The sequence below is a fragment of the Pseudomonas sp. LH21 genome (genome assembly GCF_036549575.1).
In the GTDB taxonomy this organism is placed as follows: Bacteria; Pseudomonadota; Gammaproteobacteria; order Pseudomonadales; family Pseudomonadaceae; genus Aquipseudomonas; species Aquipseudomonas peradeniyensis.
The window spans coordinates 1068841-1081653 of record NZ_CP144367.1 but is presented as its reverse complement, the minus strand read 5'-3'; the positions used below and the strand labels follow the sequence as shown (position 1 = coordinate 1081653).

The following is a 12813-nucleotide window of genomic DNA, read 5'->3' as shown; positions in this document are numbered from 1 at the left end:
CCTGTTCGAGGCTTAAGTTGTTACAGTGCTCTAGGCAAACGCTGCAATTTCAGGCATACAACTTGCTTAAAATCGGCGCCCAGGCGCCCTCCGTGTAGTGGATGGCGCATGCGCGCCGGCAACAAGGTATCAAGCCCCAGCCATGAAACCATCGCTCGTCCTAAAAATGGGCCAGCAACTGACGATGACCCCGCAGTTGCAACAGGCCATCCGTCTGCTTCAGCTCTCCACCCTGGACCTCCAGCAGGAAATCCAGGAAGCGCTGGAGTCCAATCCGATGCTCGAACGTCAGGAAGACGGCGAGGACTTCGACAACAGCGACCCGATGGCGGACAACGCCGAGAACAAGCCGGCCGCCGAAGTCCAGGACAACAGTTTCCAGGAAACCAGTACCAGCAGCACCGCGGAAAACCTCGAAGACGGCGAATGGGCCGAGCGCATCCCCAACGAACTGCCGGTCGACACCGCCTGGGAAGACATCTACCAGACCAGCGCCAGCAGCCTGCCGAGCAACGATGACGACGAGTGGGACTTCACCACCCGCACCTCGGTCGGCGAGAGCCTGCAGAGCCACCTGCTGTGGCAGCTCAACCTGGCGCCGATGTCCGACACCGACCGCCTGATCGCCGTCACCCTGATCGACAGCATTAACGGCCAGGGCTACCTGGAAGACACCCTCGAGGAGATCTGCGCAGGCTTCGACCCGGAGCTCGACATCGAGCTGGACGAGGTCGAGGCGGTGCTGCATCGCATCCAACAATTCGAGCCCGCCGGTATCGGCGCCCGCTCCCTGGGCGAATGCCTGCTGTTGCAACTGCGCCAGCTGCCTGCCTCGACACCGTGGATGAGCGAGGCCCAGCGCCTGGTCACCGATTTCATCGACCTGCTCGGCAGCCGCGACTACAGCCAGCTGATGCGCCGCATGAAGCTCAAGGAAGACGAGCTGCGCCAGGTCATCGAACTGGTACAGACCCTCAACCCGCGCCCCGGCTCGCAGATCGAGTCCAGCGAGCCCGAGTACGTCGTGCCCGACGTCATCGTGCGCAAGGACAGCGAGCGCTGGCTGGTCGAGCTCAACCAGGAAGCGGTACCGCGCCTGCGGGTCAACCCGCAGTACGCCGGCTTCGTCCGCCGCGCCGACACCAGCGCCGACAACACCTTCATGCGCAACCAGCTGCAGGAAGCGCGCTGGTTCATCAAGAGCCTGCAGAGCCGCAACGAAACGCTGATGAAGGTGGCGACGCAGATCGTCGAGCACCAGCGCGGCTTCCTCGACCATGGCGACGAGGCCATGAAGCCGCTGGTGCTGCACGATATCGCCGAGGCGGTGGGCATGCACGAGTCGACCATCTCGCGGGTGACCACGCAGAAATACATGCACACCCCACGCGGCATCTACGAACTGAAATACTTTTTCTCAAGCCACGTAAGCACCGCCGAAGGCGGCGAATGCTCGTCCACGGCGATCCGCGCGATCATCAAGAAACTGGTGGCGGCGGAAAATCAGAAAAAGCCATTGAGTGACAGCAAGATCGCTGGTTTACTGGAGGCACAAGGCATCCAGGTAGCCCGTCGCACCGTCGCCAAGTACCGCGAATCGTTGGGCATCGCCCCATCGAGCGAGCGCAAGCGACTGATGTAGCCCCGGGATGTGCCACAGCGTTTCAGTGGCAGGTGCAATACCTGCCTCTTTATGCACGGGCAACAAAGGAGAAGCTGTATGCAAGTCAACATCAGTGGACAGCATGTAGAAGTCACCCAACCACTGCGCGATTACGTGCTCGAGAAGCTCGCCCGCGTCGAGGGTCATTTCGACAAGATCACCAATGCGACGGTGATCATGAAGGTCGAGAAGCTGCAGCAGAAGGTGGAAGCCACACTCCAGATTCCCGGTGGCGAAGTCGTCGCCAACGCCGAACATCAAGACATGTACGCGGCGATTGACGCCCTGGCCGACAAACTCGATCGCCAACTGAAAAAACACAAGGAAAAACAGCAAAGCCTGCTGCAAGGCGCAGCCGCCCGCTGATCCCCCTCATCCATGATCCGACTTGAAACCATCCTGACCCCCGGCCGTTCCCTCGTGAACGTGCCGGGCGGCAGCAAGAAGCGCGCCCTGGAAAAGGTCGCCACCCTGATCGCCGAGCAAGTACCCGAGCTGGAGATGCAAGACGTCTTCGACAAGCTCATCGCTCGGGAAAAACTGGGCTCCACCGGTTTTGGCAATGGCATCGCCATTCCCCACTGCCGGCTTGTGGGCTGCACCGCGCCAGTGAGCGCCCTGCTGCACCTGGATGCCCCCATCGATTACGATGCCATCGATGGCGCCCCGGTCGACCTGCTGTTCGTCCTGCTGGTCCCGGAAGCCGCCACCGATGCCCACCTTGAACTGCTGCGCCAGATCGCCAGCATGCTCGATCGCAAGGAGGTCCGCGATCGCCTGCGTGCCGCCGACAGCAGCGAGACCCTTTACCAGGTCGTCCTGGACGTACAGAACGAGCACTGAACATGCGCCTGATCATCGTCAGCGGCCGCTCCGGCTCCGGTAAGAGTACCGCCCTCGACGTGCTGGAAGACAACGGCTACTACTGCATCGACAACCTGCCCGCCGGGTTGTTGCCGCAGTTGGCGGAAAACGCGCTGATCAACACCGAGCTGCTGCAACCGAAGGTGGCGGTGTCCATCGACGCGCGCAACCTGCCCAGCCACCTGTCGCGCTTCCCCGAACTGCTCGAAGAGGCACGCTCACGGCATATCCAGTGCGACGTGCTGTACCTGGACGCCGACGAAGACACCCTGCTCAAGCGCTTCTCGGAAACCCGCCGGCGCCACCCACTGACCAATGACAGTCGCTCGCTGGCCGAGGCGATCCGCGTGGAAAGCGAGCTGCTCGGGCCGATCGCCGACCTCGCCGACCTGAAGATCGACACCACCAGCCTGAACCTCTACCAGCTGCGCGATTCGATCAAGCTGCGCCTGCTCAACCAACCCGAGCCAGGCACCGCGTTCCTGGTCGAGTCATTCGGCTTCAAGCGCGGCATGCCGGTGGACGCCGATGTGGTGTTCGACGTGCGCTGCCTGCCCAATCCGTACTGGAAGCCGGAACTTCGCGAGCATTCCGGCCTCGAACAGCCGGTAATCGACTACCTGGCCGCCCAGCCGGACGTCGAGGAAATGTTCCAGGACATCTCCGGTTACCTGCTCAAATGGCTGCCGCGCTTCGCCGCCAGCAACCGCGCCTATGTCACCATCGCCATCGGCTGTACCGGCGGCCACCACCGCTCGGTGTACATCACCGAACGGCTTGGCCAACTGCTCCAGCAATCCCTGAAAAACGTCCAGGTCCGCCACCGCGACCTCTAGCCCACAGGATCCGCCCCACGATGCCCGCCCGCGAAATCACCATCATCAACAAGCTGGGCCTGCATGCGCGGGCGGCCGCCAAGTTCGTCGGCGTGGCCGGTCGCTTCCCCTGCCAGGTGCGGGTCGGCCGCGCGCCGGACAAGCTGGTGGACGGCAAGAGCATCATGGCGGTGATGATGCTCGCCGCCGGCAAGGGCACGCCGGTGCACCTGCACACCGAAGGCGAGCAGGACGCTGAAGCCATGGATGCGCTGGTCGAGCTGATCAACAACTTCTTCGACGAAGGCGAGTAACGCTTTCTCCTCCCGCAACATCCTCTTCCAATTGTCCGGATGCAGCTTTGCCAGATTGAATTTATACCTATATAGGTATAAATTCAGCAGGTGATTTCATGGAATCGGACAGGCAACCCAAGCCGCTTTACTGGGTCGCAAGCAGCAAAAAGGATCTGCTGTGCCTCCCCGAGGACGTCCAGCAAACCGTCGGCTTTGCTCTGCACCTGGCTCAGACAGGAGGCAGGCACCTACAGGCTAAAGTCCTAAGAGGATTTTCAGGCGCTGGCGTGCTCGAAGTCGTGGAAGACCATGACGGCAACGCCTATCGCGCGGTCTATACCGTACGCCTTGGCACTGCGGTGTATGTCTTGCATTGCTTCCAGAAGAAGTCCAAGGCGGGCATCAGGACGCCCGAAACAGACATCGCCCTGGTGCGCAAGCGATTGAAGCTTGCACAGGCCCACTCAGAAGGAATCCAGGCATGAGCGAAATCGAACAGGGCAGCGGCAATGTCTACGCAGACCTCAACTACCCGGATGCAGACGAGATGCTGGTCAAGGCACGCCTGGCGAGCAAGATCTGCAGCATCATCAAGGCCCGCCATCTGACCCAGATGCAAGCCGCGCAAATCCTTGGCCTGCCTCAGCCAAAAGTATCGGAAATGATTCGCGGAAAATTCCGTGGTATCAGCGAAAGCAAGATGATCGACTGCCTGGCACGCCTTGGCCGCGACGTGCAGATCGTGGTCAAGGCCGCACCGCGTTCACGTCCCCAAGGGCGGGTGGAGGTCATCTTCGCCTGAGCAACGCCCAACGAGAAGCTGACTCCATCCCCTGCTCCTCTCACGACAGCGCCGTGTCCATCACCATCATCAGGCAGAACCCGACACACAGCCCCAGGCTCGCCAGGCGGTGATGCCCGTTGCTGCGCGATTCGGGAATAATCTCCTGGGTCACCACCAGCAGCATCGCCCCCGCCGCGCAGGCCAGGCCCAGCGGCAACAGCAGTTCGGCGATGTTCACCAGCCAGGCGCAGATCACCGCAGCCAGCGGCTCGACCAGCCCTGACGCCGCGCCGATCAGGAACGCCTTGAACCGCGGCATGCCGGCCCCGGCCAGCACCAGCGCGATCACCAGGCCCTCCGGTACATCCTGCAGCGCGATGCCCATGGCCAGGCTGTCGGCATCAGGCATGCCCCCGCCGGCGGACACACCGATGGCCATGCCTTCGGGGATGTTGTGGGCGATGATGGCAATGACGAACAACCAGATCCGCGCCGCGATCACCGGCTGCTGATCGTTGCCGACCAGGGCCTCTGGCGAGGTGCCGGAAACCTTGAGGTCGACCAGGAACAGGCACAGCGCGCCGAACAGCAGGCCGCCGCTGATCAGGCCACCGGCGCCCCATGGGCTGAAACCGATGGATTGGGCCGCATCCAGCCCGGGCATGATCAGCGAGAATGCGGTGGCCGCCAGCATCACCCCGGCGCCGAAGCCGAGCAAGGTGTCGGCCACGGCCACCGGCATGTTACGGATCACCAATACCGGTACCGCGCCCAACGCCGTCCCCAGCGCGCACAATGCGCCGCCCTCAAGGGCACGCAACATGCGCGGCTCCAGGTCCAGCCAGGCGATGCCCCGCGCCACCAGCAACGCGGTGCCAACCAGCAACAGCAAGGTCCCAAGCGCCAGGCGGAACAGGCGCACACTGCTGACAGACATCACCTCGGAGCGCATACCGGTCAGACTCGTTTCAGGGCTTCAAGGTAGCGACGTTCCACTTCGGCCCAGTCGACCACGTTGTAGAAGGCGCCAATGTATTCCGGACGACGGTTCTGGTACTTCAGGTAGTAGGCGTGCTCCCACACGTCCAGGCCGAGGATCGGCGTGTTGCCGTGCATCAGCGGGCTGTCCTGGTTGCCGCTGCTCTCAACGACCAGCGTGTTCTGCGGGGTCACGCTCAACCAGGCCCAGCCGCTGCCGAAACGGGTCAGCGCGGCCTTGGTGAAGGCCTCCTTGAACGCCTCGAAGCCGCCGAGCTGCGCATCGATGGCCTTGGCCACCTGCCCTGCCGGCTGGCCGCCGCCCTTGGGCGACATGACGGTCCAGAACAGGGTGTGGTTGGCATGCCCGCCGCCCTGGTTGATCACCGCGCCCTGGAGCTTCTCGGGCAGTTGCTTGACCGCGCCCACCAGGCGTTCCACCGGCCATTCGGCCCACTCGGTGCCCTCGATGGCGGCGTTGAGGTTGTTGATGTAGGTCTGGTGATGCTTGCTGTGGTGGATCTCCATGGTCTGGGTGTCGATGTGCGGTTCCAGCGCATCGTAGGCATAGGGCAACGCAGGCAAGGTATGCGGCATGTCAGTGGATTCCGTAGGCAGGTGTGCGATCAGTGATATCCGTATGTGCGACCAGCTCGCCGGCCACCGGGGCCTGCCGGTTGAGCAGGCGCTCGGTACGCGGGTATTGGCCGTATTCGGCGATGAAGCTCAGCAACTCGGTGTAGGTGCGCCCGCTGTGGCGCAACGCGGCGTCGCGCAGGGCCTGGGGCAGGCGCGGATCCTGGCTGGCCTGGAGCAGCCGCTGGTGCGCCGCGCACAGGTAGTCGGCGCTTTCCTGCGGCTGGTTCAGGCGCAAGTGCAGGTCGGCCAGGTTGTGATGGGCAATGACCAGTGCGGCCACCGCCTCGTCGACGTCATGCCAGCGCTCGAATAGCACCTGGGCCAGGGCCAGGGCTTGCAGGTAGTGTTCCCGGGCATCGACCAGCTCGCCCTGCTCGAACAGGCGGTTGGCGTCTTGCGTGGTGCGTTTCCAGTGCTGCATGACGTGTCTCCTGGGCGGCCCGGGCTCAGATGCCGCCGGCGGTGAGTTTTTCCGGATCCAGCAGCGCCTCGAGCTGGTCACGCGACAGGTCGGTGTGCTCCAGCGCCACGTCGATGATCGGACGACCCTGCTTGTAGGCGGTCTTGGCGATCTCGGCGGCCTTGAGGTAGCCGATGATGGGGTTCAACGCGGTGACCAGGATCGGGTTGCGCGACAGCGCCTCCTTGAGCTTGGTTTCGTTGACCTTGAAGCTGGCGATGGCCTTGTCGGCCAGCAGGCGGCTGACGTTGGCCATCAGCTCGATGCTTTCCAGCAGATTGCGGGCGATCACCGGCAGCATCACGTTGAGCTCGAAGTTGCCCGACTGCCCGGCCACGGCGATGGTGGCGTCGTTGCCGATCACCTGGGCGGCGACCATGGCGGTGGCTTCCGGGATCACCGGGTTGACCTTGCCCGGCATGATCGACGAGCCCGGCTGCAAGCCCTGCAGCTCGATTTCACCGAGGCCGGCGAGCGGGCCGGAGTTCATCCAGCGCAGGTCGTTGGCGATCTTCATCAGCGCCACGGCGGCGGTCTTGAGCTGGCCGGACAGGGCCACGGCGGTGTCCTGGGAGCCGATCAGGGCGAACAGGTTCTCGCCGGGGGTGAACTTGACCTGGGTCAGGCCGCTCAACTGGCGGGCAAAGCCTGCGGCGAACAGCGGATGGGCGTTGATGCCGGTGCCCACGGCGGTGCCGCCCTGGGCCAGCGCCTGCAGGCTCGGCAGGGTGGCTTCGATATGCGCCTGGGCGCCCTTGACCTGCGCGGCCCAGCCGCCGAGCACCTGGCTCATGCGCACCGGCATGGCATCCATCAGGTGGGTGCGGCCGGTCTTCACGTGCTTGTGCACTTCGAGCGCCTTGGCCTCGATCACCTGAGTGAGATGGCGCAGGGCCGGCAACAACTGCTCGTGCAGGGCCAGGGCGGCGCTGACGTGGATGGTGGTGGGGATGATGTCGTTGCTGCTCTGGCCACAGTTGACGTGGTCGTTGGCATTGACCGGCTCGCCCAGCACGCGGCTGGCCAGGGTGGCGATGACCTCGTTGGCGTTCATGTTCGAGCTGGTGCCGGAGCCGGTCTGGAACACATCCACCGGGAAGTGCTGGATGAAATCCCCGGCCAGCAGTTGCTCCACCGCCTTGACGATGGCCTCGCCCTGCCCCGCGCTCAGCTGGGACAGCTCGACGTTGGCCTTGGCCGCCGCCGCCTTGGCCAGCAGCAGGGCACGGATGAACTGGGCCGGCATCGGCTTGCCGCTGACCGGGAAGTTGTCGACCGCGCGCTGGGTCTGGGCACCGTACAGGGCCTGGGCCGGCACCTGCAGTTCACCCATGCTGTCACGCTCGATACGGGTATCACTCATCTTCAAGTCCTTGCATCAGTTCTTCGGGAGAAATCGACGGCAGCAGCACGCTGTTGGCGAGCTGCATCGCGTAGGGCTGCCAACGCTGGTTCTGTTCGCAGCGATCGAGGTTGCGCAGGTCGAGCAAGGGCCGCCAGGCCTGGTCCAGGCACAGGCAGCGCCAATGCCACGGCAGCATGCGATCGTTGGCGGTATCCAGCAGCAGGCGGAAGGCGGTCAGCGCCACGGTCCAGAGCGAGGTTTCGGTGCAGCACACCAGGTAGCGACCTTCGGCCAGGTAATGCTCGATCAGGCGCGGCTCGTCGGGTTCGAGCGCGCAGCGGATGCGCCGGCTGAGCCAGCGCCAGTTTTCCAGGTAGGGCAGTTCGTGGAGGACGGGTTTCATGAACATCATCGCCGGGTTACTGGATAATGATATTCATTATTATGTGATAAATAGAATCAGTTCAAGCCAGGCGATGGGCAAAAGAAACCCGGCGCGATGGCCGGGTCTTTTACAAGACATGAGCAGGGCAGCGTGGGAGCGAGCTTGCCTCGCGATTGCAGGTGAGATTATCGCGGGGCAAGCCCGCTCCCACCCTCCCCAGCCAATAGAGCGCCGATCAGCTGCCCGCCACCGTCATCCGCTCGATCAGCACCGAGCCACTGTGGATATTGCTGCGGGTCTCGATATCGCTGCCGATCGCCACGATCTGCTGGAACATGTCCTTCATATTGCCGGCGATGGTCACTTCCTGGACCGGGAACTGGATCTCGCCGTTTTCAACCCAGAAGCCCGCCGCGCCACGGGAATAGTCACCGGTCACCATGTTCAGGCCATGCCCCATCAGCTCAGTCACCAGCAGGCCGCGGCCCATGCGGCGAATCAATGCCGCCTGGTCCTCAACGCCATGGGTGACGAACAGGTTGTGCACGCCCCCGGCGTTGGCGGTGCTCGGCAGGCTCAGCTTGCGCCCGGAATAGGTGCCCAGGATGTAGGACACCAGCTCGCCCTTGTCGACGAACGGCTTGGCGTAGGTGGCCAGGCCATCGCCGTCGAACGCCGCGCTGCCCAGCGCACGCGGGATGTGCGGTCGCTCGTCGAGGGTCAGCCAGGTGGGGAACAGGCGCTGGCCGATGGTGCCTTCGAGGAACGATGACTTGCGGTACAGGTTGCCGCCGGAAATCGCCGACAGGAAGCTGCCGAACAGGCCGCCGGCAAGCTCCGCCGAGAACAGCACCGGCACCTCGCAGGTCGGCACCGGACGCGCGCCCAGGCGGCTGGCGGCGCGTTGCGCGGCGCGCTGGCCGATGCTGCGCGGGTCGGCCAGCAGGTTGCCCTGGCGATTGACGTCGTACCAGTAGTCGCGCTGCATCTGCCCTTCGGCCTCGGCGATCATCACGCAGCTCAGGCTGTGCCGGGTGGACGCGTAGCCGCCAATGAAACCGTGGCTGTTGCCATAGACCCGCACGCCCTGGTGGGTATTGAGGGTGGTGCCGTCGGCGTTGAGGATGCGCTTGTCGGCATCGAACGCCGCCGCCTCGCAGGCCAGCGCCATCTCGATGGCCTTCTCCGGCTCGATGTCCCAGTCGTGGTACAGGTCCAGGTCAGGGATCTCGCGGGCCATCAAGGCGGCATCGGCCAGCCCCGAACACTCGTCCTCGGAGGTGTGCCTGGCGATTGCCAGGGCCGCCGCGACGGTCTCGCGGATCGCCTCAGGGCCGCTGGCCGAGGTGCTGGCCGAACCCTTGCGCTGGCCAACGTAGAGGGTGATGCCGAAGCCCTGGTCGCGGTTGAACTCGACCGTCTCGACTTCGCGCTGGCGCACCGTGGTGGACAGGCCCTGCTCCAGCGACACCGCCACTTCGCAGGCGCTGGCGCCCTGGCGGCGCGCCTCGGCAACGATCGCCTCGACCTGTTCCTGCAACGCCGGCAGGTCCTTGGGGCCTACGCTCTGGACTGCACTCATGGTTCTCTCCACTGAAAATTCTGCGTTCGGCTTGGGTCATTCTACGACCGGGCCGGACAAGCGGCCCCCGACTGGTTATCATGGCGGCGATTTCCTGCGGACTGCCCCCATGGTTGATTCTTACGACGACGCCTTCGACGGCGAAAAAAGCAAAACCCAGATCAAGCGCGAGCTGCATGCGCTGGTCGAGCTCGGTGAGCGCCTCACCACCCTCAAGGCCGACACCCTGGCCCGCCTGCCGTTGACCGACGAGCTGCGCAAGGCGCTGGAAGAAGCCAGCAAGCACACCGCCCACGGCGCCCGCAAACGCCACATGTCGTTCGTCGGCAAGCTGATGCGCGTGCAGGACCTGGACGCCATCCATGCCGTGCTCGAGCAGGTCGACAGCTCGACTCGCCAGTACAACGAGCGCTTTCACGGCCTCGAGCGCTGGCGCGACCGTCTGATCGACGGCAACGACGAGGACCTCGAACGCTTCGTCAACGAGTTCCCCGACACCGATCGCCAGCACCTGCGCTCGCTGATCCGCCATGCCCAGCACGAGAAGGCGCGGAACAAGCCGCCTGCGGCTGCGCGTAAAGTGTTCAAGTACATCCGCGACCTCGACGAGGTCCAGCGCGGCCTGCGTTGAGGCCATCGCGGGGCAAGCCTGCTCCCACAGATGCCTGGAAAGGCTGCGTGGGAGCGGGCTTGCCCCGCGATTGATCATCAAGCCCCTGTACCACCGACAGTGATCGCATCCAGCTTCAGGGTCGGCTGGCCAACGCCTACCGGCACAGACTGCCCATCCTTCCCGCACGTACCCACGCCGCTGTCCAGCGCCAGGTCGTTGCCGACCATCGACACACCCCGCATCGCCTCCGGGCCATTGCCGATCAAGGTCGCGCCCTTCACCGGCGCGGTGATCTTGCCGTCCTCGATCAGGTAGGCCTCGCTGGTGGAGAACACGAACTTGCCGCTGGTGATATCCACCTGGCCACCGCCGAGGTTGGCGCAGTAGATGCCCTTCTTCACCGACTTGATGATTTCCTCGGGGTCGCTGTCGCCGGCGCGCATGTAGGTGTTGGTCATGCGCGGCATCGGCAGGTGGGCGTAGGATTCACGCCGGCCGTTGCCGGTCACCGCCATGCCCATCAGGCGGGCGTTGAGCTTGTCCTGCATGTAGCCCTTGAGGATGCCGTTCTCGATCAGCGTGGTGCACTCGGTCGGCGTGCCTTCATCATCGATGCTGAGCGAGCCGCGGCGGCCTTCCAGGGTACCGTCGTCGACGATGGTGCACAGTTTCGAGGCCACTTGCTCGCCGATACGCCCACTGAACGCCGAGCTGCCCTTGCGGTTGAAATCGCCTTCCAGCCCGTGACCGACTGCCTCGTGCAACAGCACGCCGGACCAACCCGGGCCGAGTACCACCGGCAACGTGCCAGCCGGCGCCGGGATCGCCTCGAGGTTGACCAGGGCCTGACGCAGCGCCTCGCGGGCATAGCCCATCACCCGCTCCTCGGTGAAGAAGCGATAGTCGGTACGACCGCCACCGCCCTGCCCACCGCGCTCGCGACGACCGTTCTGCTCGACGATCACACTGACGTTGAAACGCACCAGCGGACGCACATCGGCGGCCAGGCTGCCATCGGCGGCGGCGACCAGGATCCGCTCCCAGACCCCGGCCATGCTCACGCTGACCTGCTGGATACGCGGGTCGAGGGCGCGGGTGGCGGCATCGACGCGCTTGAGCAGCTCGACCTTCTCGGCGCGGCTCAGCACATCCAGTGGATTGTCAGACGCGTACAGGGCAGTCACATCCTGGCTGCGGAACGCCTGCACCTTGCCGTCCTGCCCGGCACGGGAGATCGAGCGGGCGGCGCGGGCCGCCGAGGTCAGGGCTTCGAGGTTGATCGCGTTGCTGTAGGCGAAGCCGGTCTTCTCGCCGGACTGGGCACGCACGCCCACGCCCTGGTCGAGGTTGAAGCTGCCCTCCTTGACGATGCCGTCCTCCAGCGCCCAGGTTTCCGAGATCTGGCCCTGGAAATACAGGTCGGCGGCATCGATGCCGGGGCCGGCCAGCTCGCCCAGCACCGTCTGCAGGCTGTCGAGGGTCAGGCCGCCCGGGGCCAGGAGCTGCTCGCTGACGGTGGATAAAATCTCGCTCATAGTCACTCCGAGGTGTGCGCAGGCCGCAAGGCGTCCTGCGAGAAAAAGCGCCGGTGCGTGACCACCGGCATGCGCGCCCGGATGGACGCCTGTTCTTCACTGTCGCGCGTGGCAAGCAATACCGCTTCGCCCCGCGCCTGTTGCGCGACGATCCGCCCCCAGGGGTCGACGATCGCCGCCTGGCCGTGGGTTTCCCGCGGCCCCGGATGCAGGCCGCCCTGGGCGGCCGCCAATACATAGCACTGGGTCTCGATGGCCCGTGCGCGAATCAGTACTTCCCAATGCGCCGCTCCGGTCACCGCGGTAAACGCCGCCGGTGCGCTGATCAGCTCGGCCCCGGCGGCGCGCAAGGCGCTGTACAGCTCGGGGAAGCGCAAGTCGTAGCACACCGACAGGCCCAGCCGGCCCACGGGCGTGTCGGCCACCACCACCTGGCTGCCGTGGGCGTAGTCGTCCGACTCACGGTAGCGGCCACGGTTGTCGGCCACGTCTACATCGAACAGGTGCAGCTTGTCGTAGCGGGCGGCGATCTCGCCGTGCTCATCGACCAGCAACGAGCAGGCGTGGGCCTTGGCGTGCGGCTGGCCGACCGGCGGCAGCGGCAAGGTACCGGCGACTATCCATAACCTGAGGTCGCGGGCGGTGCGTTTCAACCATGGCAGGATCGGCCCCTCGCCCAGCGCCTCGGCCCGACCGATGGCCGCGGCGTCGCGCCGGCCCATGGCGGCGAAGTTCTCCGGCAGCACCGCCAGGCGCGCGCCACCGGCGGCGGCCTGCTCGAGCAGTGCCGTGGCACGTTGCAGGTTGGCCAGCACATCGTCCTGGCTGACCATCTGGATCACAGCTGACGTCAT

Annotated in this window: 16 protein-coding genes; 8 read left to right on the top strand and 8 right to left on the bottom strand. The window is 64.8% G+C overall.

From position 1 onward, the window contains the following. The first annotated feature begins 142 nt into the window (after positions 1-142). The 7 genes from VUG52_RS05100 to VUG52_RS05070 all read left to right on the top strand — a co-directional run bounded on the left by VUG52_RS05100 (position 143) and on the right by VUG52_RS05070 (position 4440). Positions 143-1642: an RNA polymerase factor sigma-54 gene (locus tag VUG52_RS05100; protein ID WP_050704098.1), complete on the top strand. Its 1500-nt coding sequence runs from the start codon at positions 143-145 to the stop codon at positions 1640-1642. A gap of 78 nt (positions 1643-1720) precedes the next feature. Continuing rightward, positions 1721-2029 (top strand): ribosome hibernation-promoting factor, HPF/YfiA family, encoded by a 309-nt coding sequence (gene hpf, locus VUG52_RS05095; protein ID WP_011532415.1) that lies wholly within the window; start codon positions 1721-1723, stop codon positions 2027-2029. Between the two features lie 12 nt (positions 2030-2041). Continuing rightward, positions 2042-2506 carry a PTS IIA-like nitrogen regulatory protein PtsN gene (gene ptsN, locus VUG52_RS05090; protein ID WP_050704097.1) on the top strand — a complete coding sequence of 155 codons (465 nt, stop codon included), beginning with the start codon at positions 2042-2044 and terminating at the stop codon, positions 2504-2506. Between the two features lie 2 nt (positions 2507-2508). Then, positions 2509-3363 carry an RNase adapter RapZ gene (rapZ, locus tag VUG52_RS05085; protein ID WP_050704096.1) on the top strand — a complete coding sequence of 285 codons (855 nt, stop codon included), beginning with the start codon at positions 2509-2511 and terminating at the stop codon, positions 3361-3363. A 20-nt stretch (positions 3364-3383) separates the two neighbouring features. Continuing rightward, positions 3384-3656, top strand: a complete 273-nt coding sequence (locus VUG52_RS05080; RefSeq protein ID WP_050704095.1) for an HPr family phosphocarrier protein — start codon at positions 3384-3386, stop codon at positions 3654-3656. Positions 3657-3754: 98 nt separating this feature from the next. Continuing rightward, a complete protein-coding gene (locus VUG52_RS05075) occupies positions 3755-4123 on the top strand; it encodes a type II toxin-antitoxin system RelE/ParE family toxin (protein WP_050704094.1) in 369 nt (122 codons plus the stop codon). Beyond that, positions 4120-4440 (top strand): helix-turn-helix domain-containing protein, encoded by a 321-nt coding sequence (locus tag VUG52_RS05070; RefSeq protein ID WP_050704093.1) that lies wholly within the window; start codon positions 4120-4122, stop codon positions 4438-4440. Before VUG52_RS05075 ends, VUG52_RS05070 begins: the two co-directional genes overlap by 4 nt. Before the next feature lie 40 nt (positions 4441-4480). Here the strand turns inward: VUG52_RS05070 and VUG52_RS05065 are convergent, their stop codons facing one another. The 6 genes from VUG52_RS05065 to pmbA form a co-directional block, all read right to left on the bottom strand. Then, positions 4481-5374 carry a ZIP family metal transporter gene (locus tag VUG52_RS05065; protein ID WP_050704092.1) on the bottom strand — a complete coding sequence of 298 codons (894 nt, stop codon included), beginning with the start codon at positions 5372-5374 and terminating at the stop codon, positions 4481-4483. Between the two features lie 5 nt (positions 5375-5379). Further along, positions 5380-5997 carry a superoxide dismutase gene (locus VUG52_RS05060; RefSeq protein WP_050704091.1) on the bottom strand — a complete coding sequence of 206 codons (618 nt, stop codon included), beginning with the start codon at positions 5995-5997 and terminating at the stop codon, positions 5380-5382. Between the two features lies 1 nt (position 5998). Continuing rightward, positions 5999-6460, bottom strand: a complete 462-nt coding sequence (locus VUG52_RS05055; protein WP_050704090.1) for a DUF2753 family protein — start codon at positions 6458-6460, stop codon at positions 5999-6001. Positions 6461-6485: 25 nt separating this feature from the next. Beyond that, positions 6486-7862, bottom strand: a complete 1377-nt coding sequence (locus VUG52_RS05050) for a class II fumarate hydratase (RefSeq protein ID WP_050704089.1) — start codon at positions 7860-7862, stop codon at positions 6486-6488. Next, positions 7855-8256: a hypothetical protein gene (locus VUG52_RS05045; RefSeq protein ID WP_050704088.1), complete on the bottom strand. Its 402-nt coding sequence runs from the start codon at positions 8254-8256 to the stop codon at positions 7855-7857. Before VUG52_RS05045 ends, VUG52_RS05050 begins: the two co-directional genes overlap by 8 nt. A gap of 208 nt (positions 8257-8464) precedes the next feature. Beyond that, on the bottom strand, positions 8465-9811 hold the full coding sequence (gene pmbA, locus VUG52_RS05040) for a metalloprotease PmbA (RefSeq protein WP_050704087.1): 1347 nt from the start codon (positions 9809-9811) through the stop codon (positions 8465-8467). Positions 9812-9920: 109 nt separating this feature from the next. Between pmbA and yjgA the strand changes: the two genes are divergently transcribed. Further along, positions 9921-10442 carry a ribosome biogenesis factor YjgA gene (gene yjgA / locus VUG52_RS05035; protein WP_028689647.1) on the top strand — a complete coding sequence of 174 codons (522 nt, stop codon included), beginning with the start codon at positions 9921-9923 and terminating at the stop codon, positions 10440-10442. A gap of 77 nt (positions 10443-10519) precedes the next feature. Here the strand turns inward: yjgA and tldD are convergent, their stop codons facing one another. Beyond that, positions 10520-11959 carry a metalloprotease TldD gene (gene tldD / locus VUG52_RS05030; protein WP_050704086.1) on the bottom strand — a complete coding sequence of 480 codons (1440 nt, stop codon included), beginning with the start codon at positions 11957-11959 and terminating at the stop codon, positions 10520-10522. A gap of 2 nt (positions 11960-11961) precedes the next feature. Continuing rightward, positions 11962-12813 (bottom strand): carbon-nitrogen hydrolase family protein, encoded by an 852-nt coding sequence (locus VUG52_RS05025; RefSeq protein WP_050704085.1) that lies wholly within the window; start codon positions 12811-12813, stop codon positions 11962-11964.

Excerpts from the sequence above, each read along its gene's own strand:
- VUG52_RS05100 (WP_050704098.1), top strand. The coding sequence starts at position 143 with ATGAAACCATCGCTCGTCCTAAAAATGGGCCAGCAACTGACGATGACC.
- hpf (WP_011532415.1), top strand. The coding sequence starts at position 1,721 with ATGCAAGTCAACATCAGTGGACAGCATGTAGAAGTCACCCAACCACTG.
- ptsN (WP_050704097.1), top strand. The coding sequence starts at position 2,042 with ATGATCCGACTTGAAACCATCCTGACCCCCGGCCGTTCCCTCGTGAAC.
- rapZ (WP_050704096.1), top strand. The coding sequence starts at position 2,509 with ATGCGCCTGATCATCGTCAGCGGCCGCTCCGGCTCCGGTAAGAGTACC.
- VUG52_RS05080 (WP_050704095.1), top strand. The coding sequence starts at position 3,384 with ATGCCCGCCCGCGAAATCACCATCATCAACAAGCTGGGCCTGCATGCG.
- VUG52_RS05075 (WP_050704094.1), top strand. The coding sequence starts at position 3,755 with ATGGAATCGGACAGGCAACCCAAGCCGCTTTACTGGGTCGCAAGCAGC.
- VUG52_RS05070 (WP_050704093.1), top strand. The coding sequence starts at position 4,120 with ATGAGCGAAATCGAACAGGGCAGCGGCAATGTCTACGCAGACCTCAAC.
- VUG52_RS05065 (WP_050704092.1), bottom strand. The coding sequence starts at position 5,374 with ATGCGCTCCGAGGTGATGTCTGTCAGCAGTGTGCGCCTGTTCCGCCTG.
- VUG52_RS05060 (WP_050704091.1), bottom strand. The coding sequence starts at position 5,997 with ATGCCGCATACCTTGCCTGCGTTGCCCTATGCCTACGATGCGCTGGAA.
- VUG52_RS05055 (WP_050704090.1), bottom strand. The coding sequence starts at position 6,460 with ATGCAGCACTGGAAACGCACCACGCAAGACGCCAACCGCCTGTTCGAG.
- VUG52_RS05050 (WP_050704089.1), bottom strand. The coding sequence starts at position 7,862 with ATGAGTGATACCCGTATCGAGCGTGACAGCATGGGTGAACTGCAGGTG.
- VUG52_RS05045 (WP_050704088.1), bottom strand. The coding sequence starts at position 8,256 with ATGATGTTCATGAAACCCGTCCTCCACGAACTGCCCTACCTGGAAAAC.
- pmbA (WP_050704087.1), bottom strand. The coding sequence starts at position 9,811 with ATGAGTGCAGTCCAGAGCGTAGGCCCCAAGGACCTGCCGGCGTTGCAG.
- yjgA (WP_028689647.1), top strand. The coding sequence starts at position 9,921 with ATGGTTGATTCTTACGACGACGCCTTCGACGGCGAAAAAAGCAAAACC.
- tldD (WP_050704086.1), bottom strand. The coding sequence starts at position 11,959 with ATGAGCGAGATTTTATCCACCGTCAGCGAGCAGCTCCTGGCCCCGGGC.
- VUG52_RS05025 (WP_050704085.1), bottom strand. The coding sequence starts at position 12,813 with ATGACGTCAGCTGTGATCCAGATGGTCAGCCAGGACGATGTGCTGGCC.